The organism is uncultured Sulfitobacter sp., assembly GCF_947497275.1.
Classification (GTDB): domain Bacteria; phylum Pseudomonadota; class Alphaproteobacteria; order Rhodobacterales; family Rhodobacteraceae; genus Sulfitobacter.
The window spans coordinates 48,392-63,792 of sequence record NZ_CANMFS010000004.1 but is presented as its reverse complement, the minus strand read 5'-3'; the positions used below and the strand labels follow the sequence as shown (position 1 = coordinate 63,792).

Here is a 15,401-nt window from a genome sequence, read left to right as displayed (position 1 = left end):
TTTCCTGTGTTGGCCCATTGGCCTTTGCATAGAGGGCGTATTCCCTCTGACCCCGGTATCTTCTTTTTGTCGGCGCTGAGGTCCGGGCGCCGGCTTTCAGATCCTTGGCCCATACATCAGATCCAGTGTGATGGGAAGGGCGGCAAATCGCCGATCCGAACGCTTCATTTACAACCATGTCGCGAAGAATCGAAACTGTGTTATCCTTCGGAACAGGTACTAACGGGGGGTATACTTTTGGAACATCGAGAACTCGCGCAACAGATGAACAAACTTCACAGGCTCGCAGCATCTGCCGGACCGCATGAGCGTCAGGCGCTGTGCGAGAGGATCGGCCGGATCACGCGTTCGTTGTCGGAGCGGGACGCACCCGCCAGCCGCAGCGCGCCGCACCAGTGGGACGCCGTGGAGAATGACGACGACGACCTGTTCGACAACGTGCCGGTCTGAGGCGAAATAGTCGGATTAACGGCTGCGCCTGCCAGCGCGGTATTACACCACCCGGCAAATCATGGCAGTTGGCGTAATAGTCAACACGTCCGCCGGCGCGGTAAAGATCTGCCGTGAAGAAGTGCAACCCACCGCCGAAGGCGTCGCGTAGTTTCACTTCGACGACGTCCATGCCCAGCTTGTCCATCTGCTTGACTTGATACACCTCTGATTTTTCGACGCAGACCGTTTCCGGGCCCAGCACCGGCACGTTCATCGACGGCCATGTCGAGGAATAGCACAGGGTGGGGGCGGTGTATCGTGGGTCGGGTGCGCCACATCGACGATCTGCCAGTCATTCTGTTCGAACATCTTACGCTGGTCTTTCGGCAGGCGCCGTTGCAGATTGTTGAGGATCAGACCCGGACGCAGCGGCATGAACGTCGCGTCGATGTAAATAGGATGAGGATCACCGGGAAAGTTGACGATGTGTACCCGGTGATCCAGGAAACGGCGGTGCAACCACTCGAAGCTCTTCAGGTTGGTCGTAAAGCCGTGCTGCACAACCAGATCGCAAGCGCATGAGGCACGACCCACAATTACATGTCTCAGGGGATCGCATTCGTTCCAGCTGTTCACAATCGTCTTCGTCATCTGCGGTCTCGCTTTGCCAGAGTATGGTAATGTGAACGGTTAGGGGTATTCTACACATCGCACAGGAGATTACCGGATCGGGCAATTGCTGTGCTGCGGGTGCTGTGCAACGCTGGCAGGAAAGCGAAGGGAGAATTGAAGATGGAGCTTTGGGCACGCACAGCGACACAAACGGTCGAATTGATCCGCAACGGAGAGGTAAGTGCGCGCGACGTGACGCAGGCCGCGCTTGACCGAATGGATGCGGTTAATCCCGCAATCAACGCGGTCGTGGCGCGCGACGACGCGGCCGCGCTGCGGGCCGCCGATGCAGTAGATGACGCCATCGCGAAAGGAGAAGACCCCGGACCGCTGGCGGGTGTTCCGGTCACGACGAAGGAAAACGTCGATCAGCAAGGATTTGCAACGACGAATGGCCTGCGCATCCAGAAGGATCTTGTCGCGACCGAGGACAATCCAGTTGTGGCCAACCTGCGCCGCGCCGGTGCGATCATCATCGGACGGACAAACACGCCTGCGTTTTCGCTGCGTTGGTTTACGCGCAATTCGCTCCACGGGCACACGCGAAACCCCCATAATCCGAACATCACGCCCGGTGGCTCGTCGGGAGGTGCCGCAGCGGCGACTGCGGCTGGCATCGGGGCTGTAGGGCATGGCACCGACATCGGCGGGTCCATTCGCTATCCGGCCTATGCCTGCGGATTACAGGGGATCAGGCCGACGTTGGGCCGTGTCGCGGCGTGGAACCCGTCGGCGCCGGACCGCCATATCGGTGCGCAGCTTATGGCCGTGTCCGGTCCACACGCCCGGTCGGTCGCTGATCTGCGGCTTTCGCTTGCAGCAATGGCGCAGCCGGACCAGCGTGATCCGTGGCACGCACCTGTTGCGTTTTCAGGCCCCGATTATCCGCGCCGCGCGTCGCTGTGTGTGGCACCCGAAGGCCTGAACACGCACCCGCTGGTGGAACGGGCACTGCGTCACGCGGCGGATGCACTGACGGACGGGGGCTGGACAGTGGATGAAATACCATGCCCGCCGTTCCGCGAACCTGCACGCCGTCAAGCGCAGCTGTGGCTGGCAGAAATGACGCACGGTGCTGCCGAGGCTTTCGCCCGTGAGGCTGACCCGGACGCCGCGCATGTACTTTCTGAGATGCGCAAATTGACGCCGCTGCCCGATCTCGGAGAAGTGTTGGACGCGCTGCAGGCGCGGCTGGGATTCCAGCGCGAATGGCAGCGTTTCCTCGCGGACCGGCCCGTGCTGATTTGCCCCGTGTCGGCGGAACCGCCCTTTCCCGACTTGCTGGATCTCGATGATTTCCCGCGGGTGATGGAAGCGCAGCTGACCCAGGTGGGCCTGCCGCTGATGGGGCTGCCGGGGATGTCGGTCTTCACCGGTTTCGAAGAAGGCGAGGCGGGACATACCCCGATGGGTGCGCAGCTGATCGGTGCCCGTTTTCGTGAGGATATCCTGTTGGACGCGGCAGCGGCCATCGAAGCGCGCAGCCCGCAAATCGAAGTGGTAACGCCAGCCATATAGTGAAAAAGCCGCGCTTCGGTTCTGAAGCGCGGCTTTTTAATTTGCAGTAGGCACTGGCGCTTAGCGGCGCAGGCCCAGACGCTTGATCAGGTCCTGATAGCGCGATTCGTCCTTGGATTTTACGTAATCCAGCAATTTGCGGCGGGTCGCGACCATCTTCAAGAGACCACGGCGACCGTGGTTGTCTTTCTTATGTGTCTTGAAATGCTCGGTCAAAGTGGCGATGCGGGAGCTGAGAACGGCAACCTGCACTTCTGGCGAACCGGTGTCGCCGTCTTTTGCGCCGAATTCCTTGATCAGGCGGGATTTTTCTTCTGTTGTGATCGACATCGGGGTCTCCTTCTAAAAAGTTGGTGTAATGGCACAGGCCGGGATGTCGTCCAGCACAGGCCCGTGGAGTAACTCCCGCGCGAGTCGCGGCAGATGGGGGCGTATAGGAAAGATCGGCGGCGTTGGCAAAGGCTTATTGACGTCGCAACGTGATTTGGATCAGCGTAAATACAGATAACGCTATGCAAAGCCCAGCGTCACCGCGGAACTGAGCGGGACAAGTGCGATGTCGCCCGGCTGCAGATCCGTTCCGTTCACCGATGCAACCACCGCGCCGTTCATCATGATGATCGTGCGCCCCTCGACCTCGGGGTCGTCCGCGATCTGCACATCGGGTACATCACTGTCACCGTCGTCCCAGATCAGGACAAGACTGTCGTAGCCGGGCGTGTAATCAAGGATCTGCGCGTCGTCGCCCTCGACCAGCCATTCCCCGAGGACGATCTGGTCGGCTCCGCTGCCGGCGGTCACGATATCACCCGATCCTGCAAGAATACTGTCATCCCCGCCACCGCCATTCAGATAATCCGCCGTGTCGGTGTCGACCATCCGACCGTCGATCTGCGCGGGCATCAGGCCGGTCAGCACGTCATCGCCCCAGCCGCCAAACAGGGTATCCGCCCCGGACCCGCCATCGAGCGTGTCGTCATCAAGGCCGCCGTGCAGGGCATCGTCGCCATCCCCGTCCTGCAACATATCATTGCCAGCGGATCCCTGAAGGGTATCGTTGCCGGCGTCCCCCCACAGTCTGTCGTTGTCGTTGTGCCCGAAAATCTCATCGGCCTGATCGCCGCCGTGCAGCGTGTCCTGCCCGTCTTCGCCGTCAAGCCGGTCATTGCCGGTACCGCCTTCAAGCGCGTCGCCGCCATCGCCGCCGCGCAAGGCATCGTCGCCATCGCCGCCACGCAGCGTATCCGCCCCCTCGGCGCCACCGATCCAGTCGCTGCCGGCTGCACCTTGCAGCAGGTCGTCACCGGCACTGCCCTGCTGTTCGACCACGCGGTTTGCTTCGTCCGGCACGAAAGGAGGAAGATCGGCGGCATCATCGCCGCCGCGCGGGTCCGGTGCCTCTTCTTCGGTGAAGGGTGGTGCCTCTACCGCATGAGCATGGTCGTGGAGCATGCCGTCGGGGCCCAGTTCGGGTGGATCCTGAGGCACGTCTTCCAGCTCTTCCTCGCCTTCCGGCTCGACAAACGCGACCGTGCCGACCGCCATCAAACCCATCAATCCCGCTAGCCACAACATAGTTTCATTTTCCACTGAAGCGAGACGAAACGCCTCGGAACCATAGGCACAGATTTGCCCCGAATCGTCAAAAGACTAACGTAGGTAAGGTTAATGTCAGGTGATCTGCAGCGGATCGGTCCAACGGACCGGTTGCGCGGAATAGGGCAGGTACAGGGGGTGGCGTGGATGGCCATGTTTGGTCAGGCCAAGATGGTGGAGCAGATGACCATGTCCGTGCAGCCACGCGGCCATGCGCGGACCGTGATCGCGGTGGGCACCGTGGACGCCCCATGCTGCAATCACCGTGTCCGCCCGTGTCGCGGCCTGCACCAGATACCGCCGGTTGTCGCGGCCTTCCGGGTCGGTCGCCGCGCGCATATCGCGCGGATTGGTAGCGCGCAGGGCAAAGATGTTTACGGCCTCGAAGCCCCCGTACCCCAATCTACGGGCGCGTTGTTCACATCGCTCGATCGTGGGATCGTTCTGTATCTCGGTCGCGGTGGACGGATTCAGCATGATGAACGCGACGCGGCGGCTCTCGGGGTGCCAGACGCGCGTGAGGCTATAGCGAAACCTCTCGCACGGTGAATAAACCGCCGTCGAGGGTGCATCGCCCTTTGTGTGGCTTCGGATGATCATGGCGGTGTTGCTCGCACAGCGAGGTAGGCAGCGCAATCGTCACCCCGCTGTCAGTCTGCGGTGTTGAACACCCGGGACGGATGCAGTTCGCCCGATTTATACCGACCAACGGCGACGGCGCGGCCTTCGTAAGAAGCCCAGCATTCGTCACCGTATTCCACGTCTTTAACGAAGACCATACCGGGATTGCCGTTGCGCATACGCACCGCCCCGTCTGCGCTCGCGGTGACTTCGGGAAGATCCTGAAGCCCCAATTCAAGCGGTCCCAAATGCGCGTCGAGATCCGGGCTTTTGGCCATGTCCTCGATCTGCTGAAGCGTTAGCGCGTTCTCGATCTCGAAGGGCCCGGACCAGGTGCGGCGAAGGTCGCGTACATGTCCCTTGCAGCCCAGCGCGTCGCCCAGATCGCGCGCGATGGACCGGACATAACCACCCTTGCCGCACACCATCTCAAGCGTGACGTGATCTGCATCCGGCCGGTCCAGCAGCAAAAGGCTCTCGACAAAAAGAGGGCGCGCGGCGATCTCCATCTCCTCGCCGTCGCGCGCCCGCTTGTAGGCACGCTCGCCGTCGATTTTCACGGCAGAGAATTGCGGCGGCACCTGTTTGATGTCGCCGATGAAACGCTGCAGTGCCTCTTTGATCTCTTCATCCGTCGGGCGGCTGTCCGATGTCGCGATGATCTCGCCCTCGGCATCGTCGGTATTGGTGGCTGCACCCAAACGAACGGTGAATTCATAGGCCTTCAGCGCATCGGTGATGTAGGGCACCGTTTTTGTGGCCTCGCCCAGCGCGATGGCCAGAACACCGGTCGCGTCCGGGTCGAGCGTTCCGGCGTGGCCCGCCTTTTTGGCGTCAAAGGCCCAGCGCACCTTGTTCACAACGGTGGTTGAAGTGGGGCCCGCGGGTTTATCGATCACGATCCAACCAGAAATGTCGCGCCCTTTGCGTTTGCGTGCCATGTGCCGTCCTTGATCAGAGAGTGAATGCCTGCGCGCGCTCTCTACAGAGTGTGGGGCACGGTGCAAAGCTGTTTCCGGGGGCCGCTCGCTAGTCTGCGGGTTCGACAACGCCGATGATCGGTCCCAGCGGCGCGAAACCGGTATCGTCGCGGCCCAGATCCGGCGCCCGCAATCGCGAGACGTTTCCGTCAAAGTAGAGCGCATTGCGCAGGCCAAGGTGGTCGCGAAACACCCGTCCGAAGGTGTGGAAATTGACCGGCGCATCGGAGATCACGAACGTCGCGATTTTCCCGTCGTCGCTGGTGCCGACACCATTGCGAATATACCGCGAGTTGGAATTTTCGAGAAACCGTGGATGCAGCGCCCCGTCGATCACCAGCATTGGACCGGATTGCGTCGCGCTGTTACATGCAGGCGCCTCTTGCACGAACCGCAGCGTCTCGATCACGTCGGCGCGACCGTCCCGCAGGCACAGGACACCGTTCGGGAGCAGGCCGAAATTGCCCGGCCCCGGGGCGGTGATCACCGACTGTCGCTCGATGCCGTTTTCGAGGAAAAGCCCAACCGGGGTGCGGTCTTCGTGGTACATGCCTGCGTTCATCGCAAAGCCGAGGCGCGCGCCCCCGGCCTGCAGCGCGGCATCCAGCCCGCTGAAATACCCATAGGGCGTATCGGAGCGATCATTAAGGAACAGATGCAGTGTTTCCTGCGACAGGTCCACTTCGCAGATGGTGTAGGGCGCGCCTTCTACGGTTTCCGTCCGGCAGCTTGTCGCCGCCGCAGGCAGGGGCGCGAATGCCAGTAACCCGCCGAGAAGCGCGCGGGCGATCATGTGTCGTCATCATCGGGCGCTTGGGCATCACGCCGCACCACGTCCTGGGCCAACATGCGGCGGGTTTCGTCCATCTGATCAAAAGTCCTGTCCAGCTGAAAACGCAGATCGGGAGAGAATTTGAGCGTCAGCTTCTTTGCGGTCAGACGGCGCAGTTCCGCCTTGTTGCGGCTGAGAAGGTTTATGACGTCTTCCTGCCCCTTGCCGCCAAGCGGAAGTACGTAAGCCGTCGCGATCTTGAGGTCGGGTGATGTGCGCACCTCGCCTACGGTGATCGACATGCGGTTCAGTTCCGGGTCGTGCACATCCCCGCGCGCGAGCACTTCGCTTAACGCGCGCCGGATTGTTTCGCCTACGCGAAGCTGTCTTTGCGACGGGCCGGAGCCATCATGAAATTTGTTCTTTGCCATAGGGCTCATCTAAGGGCTCTCATCCCCTTTGCCAAGCGGTCCGGCGCGCGCTACACCGCAGGCACGCGAAACCCGGAGGTATCACGCATGGCAGAGACAATCGGCATCACCGTCACGGGAGCTTCGGGTCGGATGGGCCGCATGCTTGTCGATGCGGTACAGAATTCACCCCAGACCCACCTGGCAGGCGCGGTAGAGCGGCAAGGCCACACATGGATCGGGCAGGACGTGGGCGCTGCGATGGGGGGGCAGGATGCGGGTGTGCAGGTGACGGATGACGCGGCTGCTGCGTTTGCCGTGGCGGATGCGGTGATCGACTTTACCGCGCCTGCAGCCACGATCGCGTTTGCGCGTCAGGCGGCGGAGGCCGAGGTGGTACACATTATCGGTACCACCGGCATGACCGAGGCACAGATTGCCGAACTGGCTCCGGCAGGGCGCAAGACGGTGATCGTCAGGGCCGGCAACATGAGCCTTGGTGTCAATCTGCTGACCCAGCTTACCAAACAGGTCGCGGCGGCGCTCGACGCTGATTTCGACATCGAAATTGTCGAGTCGCACCATAACCAAAAGGTGGATACCCCCTCCGGCACGGCGCTGATGCTTGGAGAGGCCGCCGCCGAAGGGCGTCGAGTGTCTTTGCCTGATGTAACCGATTCGGGGCGTGACGGCATTACCGGCACGCGTCGTAAGGGCGACATCGGCTTTTCCGCGATCCGTGGCGGCGACGTCGTGGGTGAACATGACGTGATGTTTCTGGGCGCGGGCGAGCGGATCATACTGCGCCACGTCGCCTCCGACAGGGGACTTTTCGCGCGCGGCGCGCTCAAAGCAGCGATCTGGGGTCAGGGCAAGGAACCCGGCGAATACGATATGCTGGACGTTCTTGGCCTGAAATAGCCGACCCTCGGCGCAAGAATCTTCGACCGATTTGAAACCATCGCGCGGGCCGCTCCGTATATCTTCCAAAGCACAAACGGAGGATATGACCCATGAAAGGCCTGCTAACCGTCGCAATCATCTCGATGCTGGCTGCCCCGGCGAGCGCGGAATTCGCCAAGATCGACAGTGTCTCCGAGTTCGAACAGCTTGTCACCGGCAAGACATTGACTCGTCCGCTTGTCCGGCTTGAAGTGGCACCCGGCGGAGCGATTTCGGGGATGGGAGCGGCGTGGGAGGTCACCGGCAGCTGGTCATGGCAGAACGGATATTTTTGCCGCAGCCTCGCGTGGGGCGGCGACGATCTGGGCTATAACTGCCAAGAGGTGACCGCAAACGGTCGCAAGATCCGCTTTACATCGGACCAAGGCACGGGCGACAGCGCGGATTTTACCCTGCGCTAAAACGCGGGAGCGGTCAGAAATCGACCGCGATCCCTTTCTTTTCCCAATCCCCGTAACGGACCGGCTCCGGCCCATTACGCCCACCAAGTTCGGGCGGCAGGTCCATCGGCGTTTCACGCGCACGTCGTTCGGCCGCTTCGGCAAGAGCGCGCTGGGCGGCGGCGGACGGCGGCGGCAGATCCGGTTCCGGCGTTGGTGTTGGCGGCACGGGATTGTCGGGAATCGGTTTTTCACGGGGGCTTGGGTCTCTGGCCATCTGTGGCTCCTTTCGTATCTGCCTCTTGATATACGTCGTCCCTTGCCTCAGACAACCGCCAGACCCCACTGCAAAAGGCGAAACACATGTCAGATACCGGCGTTCAGGCCCGCAAATCCGCCGTTTACCTGTTGGATCAGGTGCTGGGCGAAGGCAAGCTGATGCCCGAACTGCTGGCTGCCGGGGCTCTCGACAAGCTGCCGTCGGACGATCGCGCGCGCGCGCAACGTCTGGCGCAGGATACGCTGCGCGGTTTGGAGCGCGCCGACCGCATCCTGCAAAAACATCTTAATAAATACCCGCCAATGACTGTGCAGAACGCGCTGCGTGTGGGTACCGTGGAATTGTGCACCGGCGGCGCGGCGCATGGTGTGGTCAATGCGATGGTCACGATTGTCGCGGGCCACAAGCATCTTGGCCATCTTAAGGGTCTGACCAATGCGGTGCTGCGCAAGGTCGCTGCGGAAGGTCCTGGCGCATGGGCGGCCCGACGCGCGCCGCGCTTGCCCAAATGGTTGCGCGGGCCGCTGGTCGAGGCATGGGGCAGCGAGACTATAGGCGCGATCGAGATGGCACATTTCAAGGGCGCGCCTCTTGATCTGACGGCAAAGGGCGATCCGGCAGCATTGGCCGAACGCCTGGGCGCGACGCTTTTGCCGACAGGTTCGGTCCGCGTGTACGAGGGCGGGCAGGTCTCCGCCATGGACGGATTTGCCGAGGGCGACTGGTGGGTGCAGGATGCCGCGGCAGCCTTGCCCGCCAAGATACTGGATGCCAAGGCGGGCGAACTGGTGCTTGATCTGTGCGCCGCTCCCGGCGGCAAGACGATGCAACTGGCGGCCACCGGTGCGGAGGTGCGTGCCGTGGACGACAACCATTCGCGTATGCAACGGGTCAAGGAAAATCTCGCCCGGACCGGACTGACGGCCCGTACCTTCGTCAAGGACGCGCGCCAGTTTCAGGGTGCATTCGACGCGATCCTGTTGGACGCTCCCTGTTCCGCCACCGGCACGATCCGCCGCCACCCCGATTTGCCGCACGCAAAGGACGGATCAGAATTCGGGACCTTGATAGCGTTGCAGGAAGAGATGCTGGATCATGCGTGGTCGCTGCTCAAACCCGGAGGCCGGATGGTGTTCTGCACCTGCAGCTTGCTGCCCGACGAGGGCGAGGTTCAGATCGACGAGGCGCTGGAACGGCATCCCGATATGTCCGTCGACGCGGGCGCGCTTGATTTGCCGGGCATCGATCCCGCGTGGATCTCGTCAGAAGGCGGGCTGCGTTTGCGGCCTGACTTCTGGTCCGATCTGGGGGGCATGGACGGCTTCTACATCGCCTGTCTGCGCAAGGCCTGAAACGCTGAGGCAGGCGGCGTCGGCACGGCAAGATAGGTCTCCGCCGGTATGCGCACGATGCCCCGCAGGCACAGCGCGTCCGCGTCGCTGTGAGACAGGCCCGCAATGGCCTCTGATACCGCGTCAAAGACCGCATTGGTATCCTTGGACAAGCTGGTGATGTAGGGTACCGGGCGTCGGGGCCGTTCGGTCCAGAACGCGCAGTTTTTCGGCCCAAGGGTCAAAGCGGGTGATGTATCGCCAGGTTTGCGCATCGATTGCCGCGATGTCGGCGCTGTGCTGCGCCACCATGCGGGCGGAGGCGACATGGCTACCACTGCACCGTCGATCCGCGATCCGGTTCCCACCGCGTGCAAGATGGGCATAGAGCGCAGCAAAGCCCGATTGCGATCCGACCGCATTACAGGCCATTCGCGCATTCCCGAAGGCGCCGAGCGCGGTGCGCGGGTCGTCCTTGCGCACCACGATCACGGATGGGTAATACCCCGCAGCGCAACCCGGCAATCCGTAATCCGGCGTGCCGACCAGTCCGACCTTGCCGTGCAGCCGCGTTCGGTACGGCAACCCGCATATCTGGCTCAGCACCAGCGCCGGATCGTTCCAGACCTTTTCCAACGCCGTACCTTGCGCCAGATCCGGCGAACTCTCGATGCCGCGCTGCGCCAATGCGCACCGGATCGCGCCCCAGTACCGCTGGTGGGTCGTCTGTAGCTCCGGTCGGACGTACATCGGCAAGCTGGCAATCACTTCGGTCACTCCCTGTTCCGGGTCATGCTGCACGGGCTTTGCGGGCGGATCAGGAGATGCGGCGGCAAAGCGCAGCGGGTCGTGCGACTGTCCTCGCGCGAAAACCGGTGACTCCCCGAGGACCTCGGGTTAAGCTGCCCGAAACGCCTTCAGAGCGTATAGGCAGAGCACATGACCCGATTTCCCCAGCTGAACGCACGCAAGGCGCATCTGTTGAACCGTCTGTACGCCCGCGCGGCGACACGGGGAGGCGGTCAGGCACGTGGGTTCGTATCGTCACCCGAGCCGCGTACGATCGGATCGTTCGCGCGCGGACGTCAGTTGATCGCCGGCAACTTTCTGTTCGCGGGCAGCCTTGTCAGCGCGCCGGGCCAAAGCCCGTGGGAGATCGAGGCGCCGGATGCCGCGTTCTCGCAAGCGCTGCACGGGTTTGCCTGGCTCGACGATCTGGCGGCTGTCGGAGACAGCGCCGCGCGCCGGGCCGCGCAATCGTGGCTTTGGCAATGGATCGACCTGTACGGCAAGGGACGCGGTCCCGGTTGGAGCCCGGATCTGACCGGTCGCAGGCTGATCCGCTGGATCAACCATGCTTTGTTCTTGCTGCATGGTAGCGGTGTACATGCGCCGGACAGTGTGGCGTTCTATCGGTCGCTCGACCAACAGACGCGCTTCTTGTCGAAACGCTGGCACGCCGCGGCCCCCGGCCTTGCACGGTTCGAGGCGCTCACGGGTTTGATTTACGCCGGTTTGTCACTGGAAGGATTGGAAAGCCTTGCCGATCCCGCCGTAAAGGCTCTGTCGCGCGAATGTGCCACGCAGATCGACGCGCAGGGGGGGCTGCCGACGCGCAATCCCGAAGAGCTGCTCGATGTTTTCACATTGCTGACTTGGGCGGCAGCGGCGCTGAGCGATGCGGGGCGCGGTACGCCACAGCCGCAACTGGCAGCGATCGGACGGATCGCGCCCACGCTGCGCACGTTGCGCCATTCTGATGGCGGGCTCGCGCGGTTCCACGGCGGCGGGCGCGGGGCCGAAGGGTGGCTTGATCACGCTCTGGCGTCTTCGGGGGTGCGCTCGACCCAGACGGACGGGCTTTCGATGGGATTCGCGCGACTGTCGGCGGGGCGCACCAGCATTATCATTGATGCCAGCCCGCCACCTTCTGGAGATGCCGCCGCCAATGCCCATGCCTCAACCTTGGCTTTCGAACTCACGTCGGGGCGGCGTCCGCTGATCGTCAACTGCGGCTCGGGCGCGTCGTTCGGGATTGAATGGCGGCGCGCGGGGCGGGCGACGCCGTCGCACTCCGCGCTGAGCCTTGGGGGATATTCCAGCGCGCGGCTCGATACGGCGGATCAACGCAGCGGCGCGGAGGCGCTGATCGACGGGCCGACCCATGTGCCGGTCGAGATTACACCTGTCTCGGACGGTATGAAGTTTCAGGGCGGCCACGACGGCTATGTCCTGACGCACGGGTTGACCCACGCGCGCACCCTTGAGCTGACCCATGATGGGCGTGCCGTCGCGGGCGAGGACATGCTGATCGCCATCGAAGACGCGGACAAGCGCCGTTTCGACCGCGCGCTGGACCGTACCAAGCTCAAGGGCATCGGTTTCGAAATCAGATTTCATTTGCACCCGGAAGTCGACGCGACATTGGATCTGGGCGGTGCGGCCGTGTCGATGGCTTTGAAGTCCGGCGAAATATGGGTTTTCCGACACGACGGCACGTCTTTGCTCAGGCTCGAACCCGCAGCGTATCTGGAGACGACGCGCCTCAAACCGCGCGCGTCGATGCAGATCATTCTCACGGCGCGCGCGATAAATCCGGTCACGCGGGTGCGCTGGTCCTTGTCCAAAGCGCAGGAAACTGCGATTGGCGTGCGTGATCTGGAACGGGATGATCCGTTCCTTGCGGACGACTGACCCAGAGGACCCTTATCATGGCTGACCTGACCCCCGTAAAACGCGCCCTTCTTTCCGTCTCCGACAAGACCGGGCTGGTTGATTTCGCAAACGCTCTGGTCGCGCGCGGGGTCGAGCTTTTGTCGACCGGCGGTACGGCCAAGGCGCTGCGCGATGCGGGGATGAAGGTAAAGGATGTCGCCGAGGTGACAGGCTTTCCCGAGATGATGGACGGTCGTGTCAAGACGCTGCACCCTGTCGTTCACGGTGGACTTCTGGCGCTGCGCGATGACGCCGGGCATGTGGCCTCGATGGAGGAGCATGGGATCGGCGGCATTGATCTGGTGGTGGTCAATCTCTATCCCTTCGAGGAAACCGTTGCCAAGGGTGCGCAATACGCCGAGGTGATCGAGAACATCGACATCGGCGGTCCCGCCATGATCCGCTCCGCCGCCAAGAACCACGGGTTTGTCAGCGTCATCGTGGACGTCGAGGATTACACGCCGTTTTTGGATGAGCTCGAGGCGCACGACGGGCAGACGACCTATGCCCTGCGACAGCGGCTGGCGCAGACGGCCTATGCCCGCACGGCGGCCTACGATACAGCAGTGAGCACCTGGATGGCAGACGCGGTTGGCGGCACGCCACGGCGGCGCACCTTTGGCGGGACTTTGGCGCAGACGCTGCGCTACGGCGAGAACCCGCACCAACAGGCGGCGTTCTATACCGATGGCTCTGCGCGCGCGGGCGTCGCCACGGCGAAGCAGCATCAAGGCAAGGAATTGTCCTACAACAACATCAACGACACCGATGCCGCGTTCGAGCTGGTTTCGGAGTTCGCGCCCGAAGACGGCGCCGCCGTCGCGATCATCAAGCATGCCAACCCCTGCGGTGTGGCGCGCGGAGCCACTTTGGCCGACGCATACGCCCGCGCGTTCGATTGCGACAGGACCAGCGCATTCGGCGGGATCATCGCGCTGAACCAGACGCTGGATGCCGAAACCGCAGAGGCCATTACCGGCATTTTCACCGAGGTCGTCATTGCGCCGGACGCGACCGTCGATGCGATCGCGATGTTCGAAAAGAAGAAGAACCTGCGTTTGCTCACAACCGGCGCGCTGGCCGATCCTACCGCCGCGCGGTTGTCGGCACGGCAGGTTTCGGGCGGCTGGCTGGTGCAGGACCGCGATGTGGGCCGGATCAGCCGCGAGGATCTCAAGGTGGTGACGAAACGCGCGCCCTCCGAACAGGAACTCAGCGACATGCTGTTTGCATGGACCGTGGCCAAACACGTCAAGTCCAACGCCATCATCTATGTCAAGGACGGCGCGACCGTCGGCGTCGGCGCAGGCCAGATGAGCCGCGTGGACAGTACCCGCATCGCTGCGCGCAAGGCGCAGGACATGGCCCTGGCTATGGGCCTTCCCACACCGTTGACGCAGGGGTCTGTCGTGGCGTCGGATGCGTTCTTTCCCTTCGCCGATGGGTTGATCACAGCCGCCGAGGCGGGTGCCACCGCACTGATCCAGCCGGGCGGTTCGATGCGTGACGACGAAGTCATCGCGGCTGCGGATGACGCGGGTCTGGCGATGGTCTTTACCGGCATGCGCCATTTCCGCCACTGAGAAGGATCACACCGATGCGCATGATCTTCTGGGCCGGCTTCGCAGCCTTCGCTCTCGACCAGATCAGCAAGTATATCGTCATCCATATGATGGAGCTTGCCCGGGTGCGCGCAATTGATGTGCTGCCGCCGCTGGTTAATTTCCGTTACGGAGAGAACCGGGGTATCAATTTCGGCCTGCTGGGCGATGGTAGCGACGCAAGCCGTTGGATCCTGATCGGTGTCGCGCTGGTGATTTGCGCGGCGGTTCTGGTCTGGGCACGACGCAATACACTTGGCACGGTTGCGCGGATCAGCGCGGGTCTGCTGGTGGGCGGTGCGCTCGCCAATGTGGTGGACCGGCTGCTTTATGGGTACGTCCTTGATTTTCTGAACATGTCTTGCTGTGGCATTAACAATCCCTTTGTATTCAACGTCGCGGATATCTTTATTTTCGCGGGCGCGCTGGGCCTGATCCTGTTTGCCGACGGCGACAGGGACAGCGGCGGCAAAAAGCGGCAATCGCGTCGCGGTAAAAAAGTCGGGTGACATTGCGGGTCTGCCTGCGATACTGAAGGGCAACGACGGTTTGGAGACCTTTGATGCGTAAGTTTGCTTTGCTTTTGGTGGTGCCTGTGCTCGTTGCAGGCTGTGCAAACACGGGCCTGCGCGAATTGCGCGGCACGTCCAAGGGGCCGGACGAGTTTGGGATCCGGCCAGTGGCACCCTTGCAGGAGCCGCAAAACCTAACCGCCCTGCCGACGCCGACCCCCGGCGGCAGCAACCGCACAGACCGCAGCGCCCTTGCCGAGGGCATGCAGGCGTTCGGTGGCGCGCAGACTGATCCGAACGGTCCGATTCCGGCGAGTGACGGCGCGCTGGTGCAATATGCCAGTCGCCTTGGCGTTGCGAACGACATCCGCCAATCGCTCGCCGAAACCGATGCGCAGTTCCGTCGCCGCAAGGCGCGCTTCACCCAGTACCGCATTGTACCGGTGGATCGCTACAATCAGGCCTACCGCAGCGAGGCGCTGGATGCGCAGGCAGAGCGTGCCCGATGGCGGCGCGCAGGCGCCCGCACCCCGTCTGCGCCGCCGTCAGAGTAGCGGACCGCGATCAAACCGCATTACATATCTGTGAGAAACCACCGCGCCGCTTGATCCGGCAAGG

Annotated in this window: 18 protein-coding genes and 1 pseudogene; 9 read left to right on the top strand and 10 right to left on the bottom strand. The window is 62.7% G+C overall.

Going from position 1 to position 15,401, the window contains the following annotated elements; all coding sequences use genetic code 11:
- Window positions 1-264: 264 nt before the first annotated feature.
- The gene (locus tag Q1A06_RS09655; RefSeq protein WP_299563321.1) at window positions 265-450 is read left to right on the top strand and encodes a hypothetical protein; all 186 of its coding nucleotides are present in this window, start codon (window positions 265-267) and stop codon (window positions 448-450) included.
- Window positions 451-523: 73 nt separating this feature from the next.
- Here Q1A06_RS09655 and Q1A06_RS09650 read toward each other — a convergent pair.
- Window positions 524-1,002 (bottom strand): annotated as a pseudogene (locus Q1A06_RS09650) (serine/threonine protein kinase); the annotation flags it as partial.
- Window positions 1,003-1,224: 222 nt separating this feature from the next.
- Between Q1A06_RS09650 and Q1A06_RS09645 the strand changes: the two are divergent.
- Window positions 1,225-2,622 carry an amidase family protein gene (locus Q1A06_RS09645; protein WP_299562273.1) on the top strand — a complete coding sequence of 466 codons (1,398 nt, stop codon included), beginning with the start codon at window positions 1,225-1,227 and terminating at the stop codon, window positions 2,620-2,622.
- Between the two features lie 60 nt (window positions 2,623-2,682).
- Here Q1A06_RS09645 and rpsO read toward each other — a convergent pair whose 3' ends face one another.
- From rpsO to rbfA, 6 genes are all read right to left on the bottom strand, one after another.
- Window positions 2,683-2,952, bottom strand: a complete 270-nt coding sequence (rpsO, locus tag Q1A06_RS09640; RefSeq protein WP_299562270.1) for a 30S ribosomal protein S15 — start codon at window positions 2,950-2,952, stop codon at window positions 2,683-2,685.
- A 180-nt stretch (window positions 2,953-3,132) separates the two neighbouring features.
- Window positions 3,133-4,197 carry a calcium-binding protein gene (locus tag Q1A06_RS09635; RefSeq protein WP_299562267.1) on the bottom strand — a complete coding sequence of 355 codons (1,065 nt, stop codon included), beginning with the start codon at window positions 4,195-4,197 and terminating at the stop codon, window positions 3,133-3,135.
- Window positions 4,198-4,293: 96 nt separating this feature from the next.
- Entirely contained in the window at window positions 4,294-4,818 is a 525-nt protein-coding gene (locus Q1A06_RS09630; RefSeq protein WP_299562264.1) for a DUF1643 domain-containing protein, read from the bottom strand.
- Window positions 4,819-4,868: 50 nt separating this feature from the next.
- Window positions 4,869-5,780: a tRNA pseudouridine(55) synthase TruB gene (truB, locus tag Q1A06_RS09625; protein WP_299562261.1), complete on the bottom strand. Its 912-nt coding sequence runs from the start codon at window positions 5,778-5,780 to the stop codon at window positions 4,869-4,871.
- A gap of 88 nt (window positions 5,781-5,868) precedes the next feature.
- Window positions 5,869-6,612, bottom strand: coding sequence for a phosphodiester glycosidase family protein (locus Q1A06_RS09620; RefSeq protein WP_299562258.1), 744 nt, complete (start codon window positions 6,610-6,612; stop codon window positions 5,869-5,871).
- A complete protein-coding gene (gene rbfA / locus Q1A06_RS09615; protein WP_299562255.1) occupies window positions 6,609-7,022 on the bottom strand; it encodes a 30S ribosome-binding factor RbfA in 414 nt (137 codons plus the stop codon). Before rbfA ends, Q1A06_RS09620 begins: the two co-directional genes overlap by 4 nt.
- An 87-nt stretch (window positions 7,023-7,109) precedes the next feature.
- Between rbfA and dapB the strand changes: the two genes are divergently transcribed.
- Window positions 7,110-7,922 carry a 4-hydroxy-tetrahydrodipicolinate reductase gene (gene dapB, locus Q1A06_RS09610; protein WP_299562252.1) on the top strand — a complete coding sequence of 271 codons (813 nt, stop codon included), beginning with the start codon at window positions 7,110-7,112 and terminating at the stop codon, window positions 7,920-7,922.
- A gap of 92 nt (window positions 7,923-8,014) precedes the next feature.
- Entirely contained in the window at window positions 8,015-8,365 is a 351-nt protein-coding gene (locus tag Q1A06_RS09605; RefSeq protein ID WP_299562249.1) for a dihydrodipicolinate reductase, read from the top strand.
- Between the two features lie 13 nt (window positions 8,366-8,378).
- Here the strand turns inward: Q1A06_RS09605 and Q1A06_RS09600 are convergent, their stop codons facing one another.
- A complete protein-coding gene (locus tag Q1A06_RS09600; protein ID WP_299562246.1) occupies window positions 8,379-8,621 on the bottom strand; it encodes a DUF1674 domain-containing protein in 243 nt (80 codons plus the stop codon).
- Between the two features lie 86 nt (window positions 8,622-8,707).
- Between Q1A06_RS09600 and Q1A06_RS09595 the strand changes: the two genes are divergently transcribed.
- Window positions 8,708-9,976: an RsmB/NOP family class I SAM-dependent RNA methyltransferase gene (locus tag Q1A06_RS09595; protein WP_299562243.1), complete on the top strand. Its 1,269-nt coding sequence runs from the start codon at window positions 8,708-8,710 to the stop codon at window positions 9,974-9,976.
- On the opposite strand, the gene Q1A06_RS09590 is transcribed toward Q1A06_RS09595, so the two are convergent.
- A complete protein-coding gene (locus tag Q1A06_RS09590) occupies window positions 9,949-10,128 on the bottom strand; it encodes a hypothetical protein (RefSeq protein WP_299562240.1) in 180 nt (59 codons plus the stop codon). The two genes, Q1A06_RS09595 and Q1A06_RS09590, sit on opposite strands and share 28 nt — an antisense overlap.
- Window positions 10,100-10,732 carry a PhnD/SsuA/transferrin family substrate-binding protein gene (locus Q1A06_RS09585; RefSeq protein ID WP_299562237.1) on the bottom strand — a complete coding sequence of 211 codons (633 nt, stop codon included), beginning with the start codon at window positions 10,730-10,732 and terminating at the stop codon, window positions 10,100-10,102. The genes Q1A06_RS09590 and Q1A06_RS09585 overlap by 29 nt, the downstream gene beginning before the upstream one ends.
- Window positions 10,733-10,894: 162 nt before the next feature.
- Between Q1A06_RS09585 and Q1A06_RS09580 the strand changes: the two genes are divergently transcribed.
- From Q1A06_RS09580 to Q1A06_RS09565, 4 genes are read left to right on the top strand one after another with little or no spacing between them, the layout of a single operon-like run.
- Entirely contained in the window at window positions 10,895-12,649 is a 1,755-nt protein-coding gene (locus Q1A06_RS09580) for a heparinase II/III family protein (protein WP_299562234.1), read from the top strand.
- Window positions 12,650-12,666: 17 nt separating this feature from the next.
- Window positions 12,667-14,253, top strand: coding sequence for a bifunctional phosphoribosylaminoimidazolecarboxamide formyltransferase/IMP cyclohydrolase (gene purH, locus Q1A06_RS09575; protein ID WP_299562231.1), 1,587 nt, complete (start codon window positions 12,667-12,669; stop codon window positions 14,251-14,253).
- Window positions 14,254-14,267: 14 nt separating this feature from the next.
- On the top strand, window positions 14,268-14,780 hold the full coding sequence (lspA, locus tag Q1A06_RS09570; RefSeq protein WP_299562228.1) for a signal peptidase II: 513 nt from the start codon (window positions 14,268-14,270) through the stop codon (window positions 14,778-14,780).
- A 53-nt stretch (window positions 14,781-14,833) separates the two neighbouring features.
- Window positions 14,834-15,337: a DUF3035 domain-containing protein gene (locus Q1A06_RS09565; protein WP_299562226.1), complete on the top strand. Its 504-nt coding sequence runs from the start codon at window positions 14,834-14,836 to the stop codon at window positions 15,335-15,337.
- Window positions 15,338-15,401: the final 64 nt, after the last annotated feature.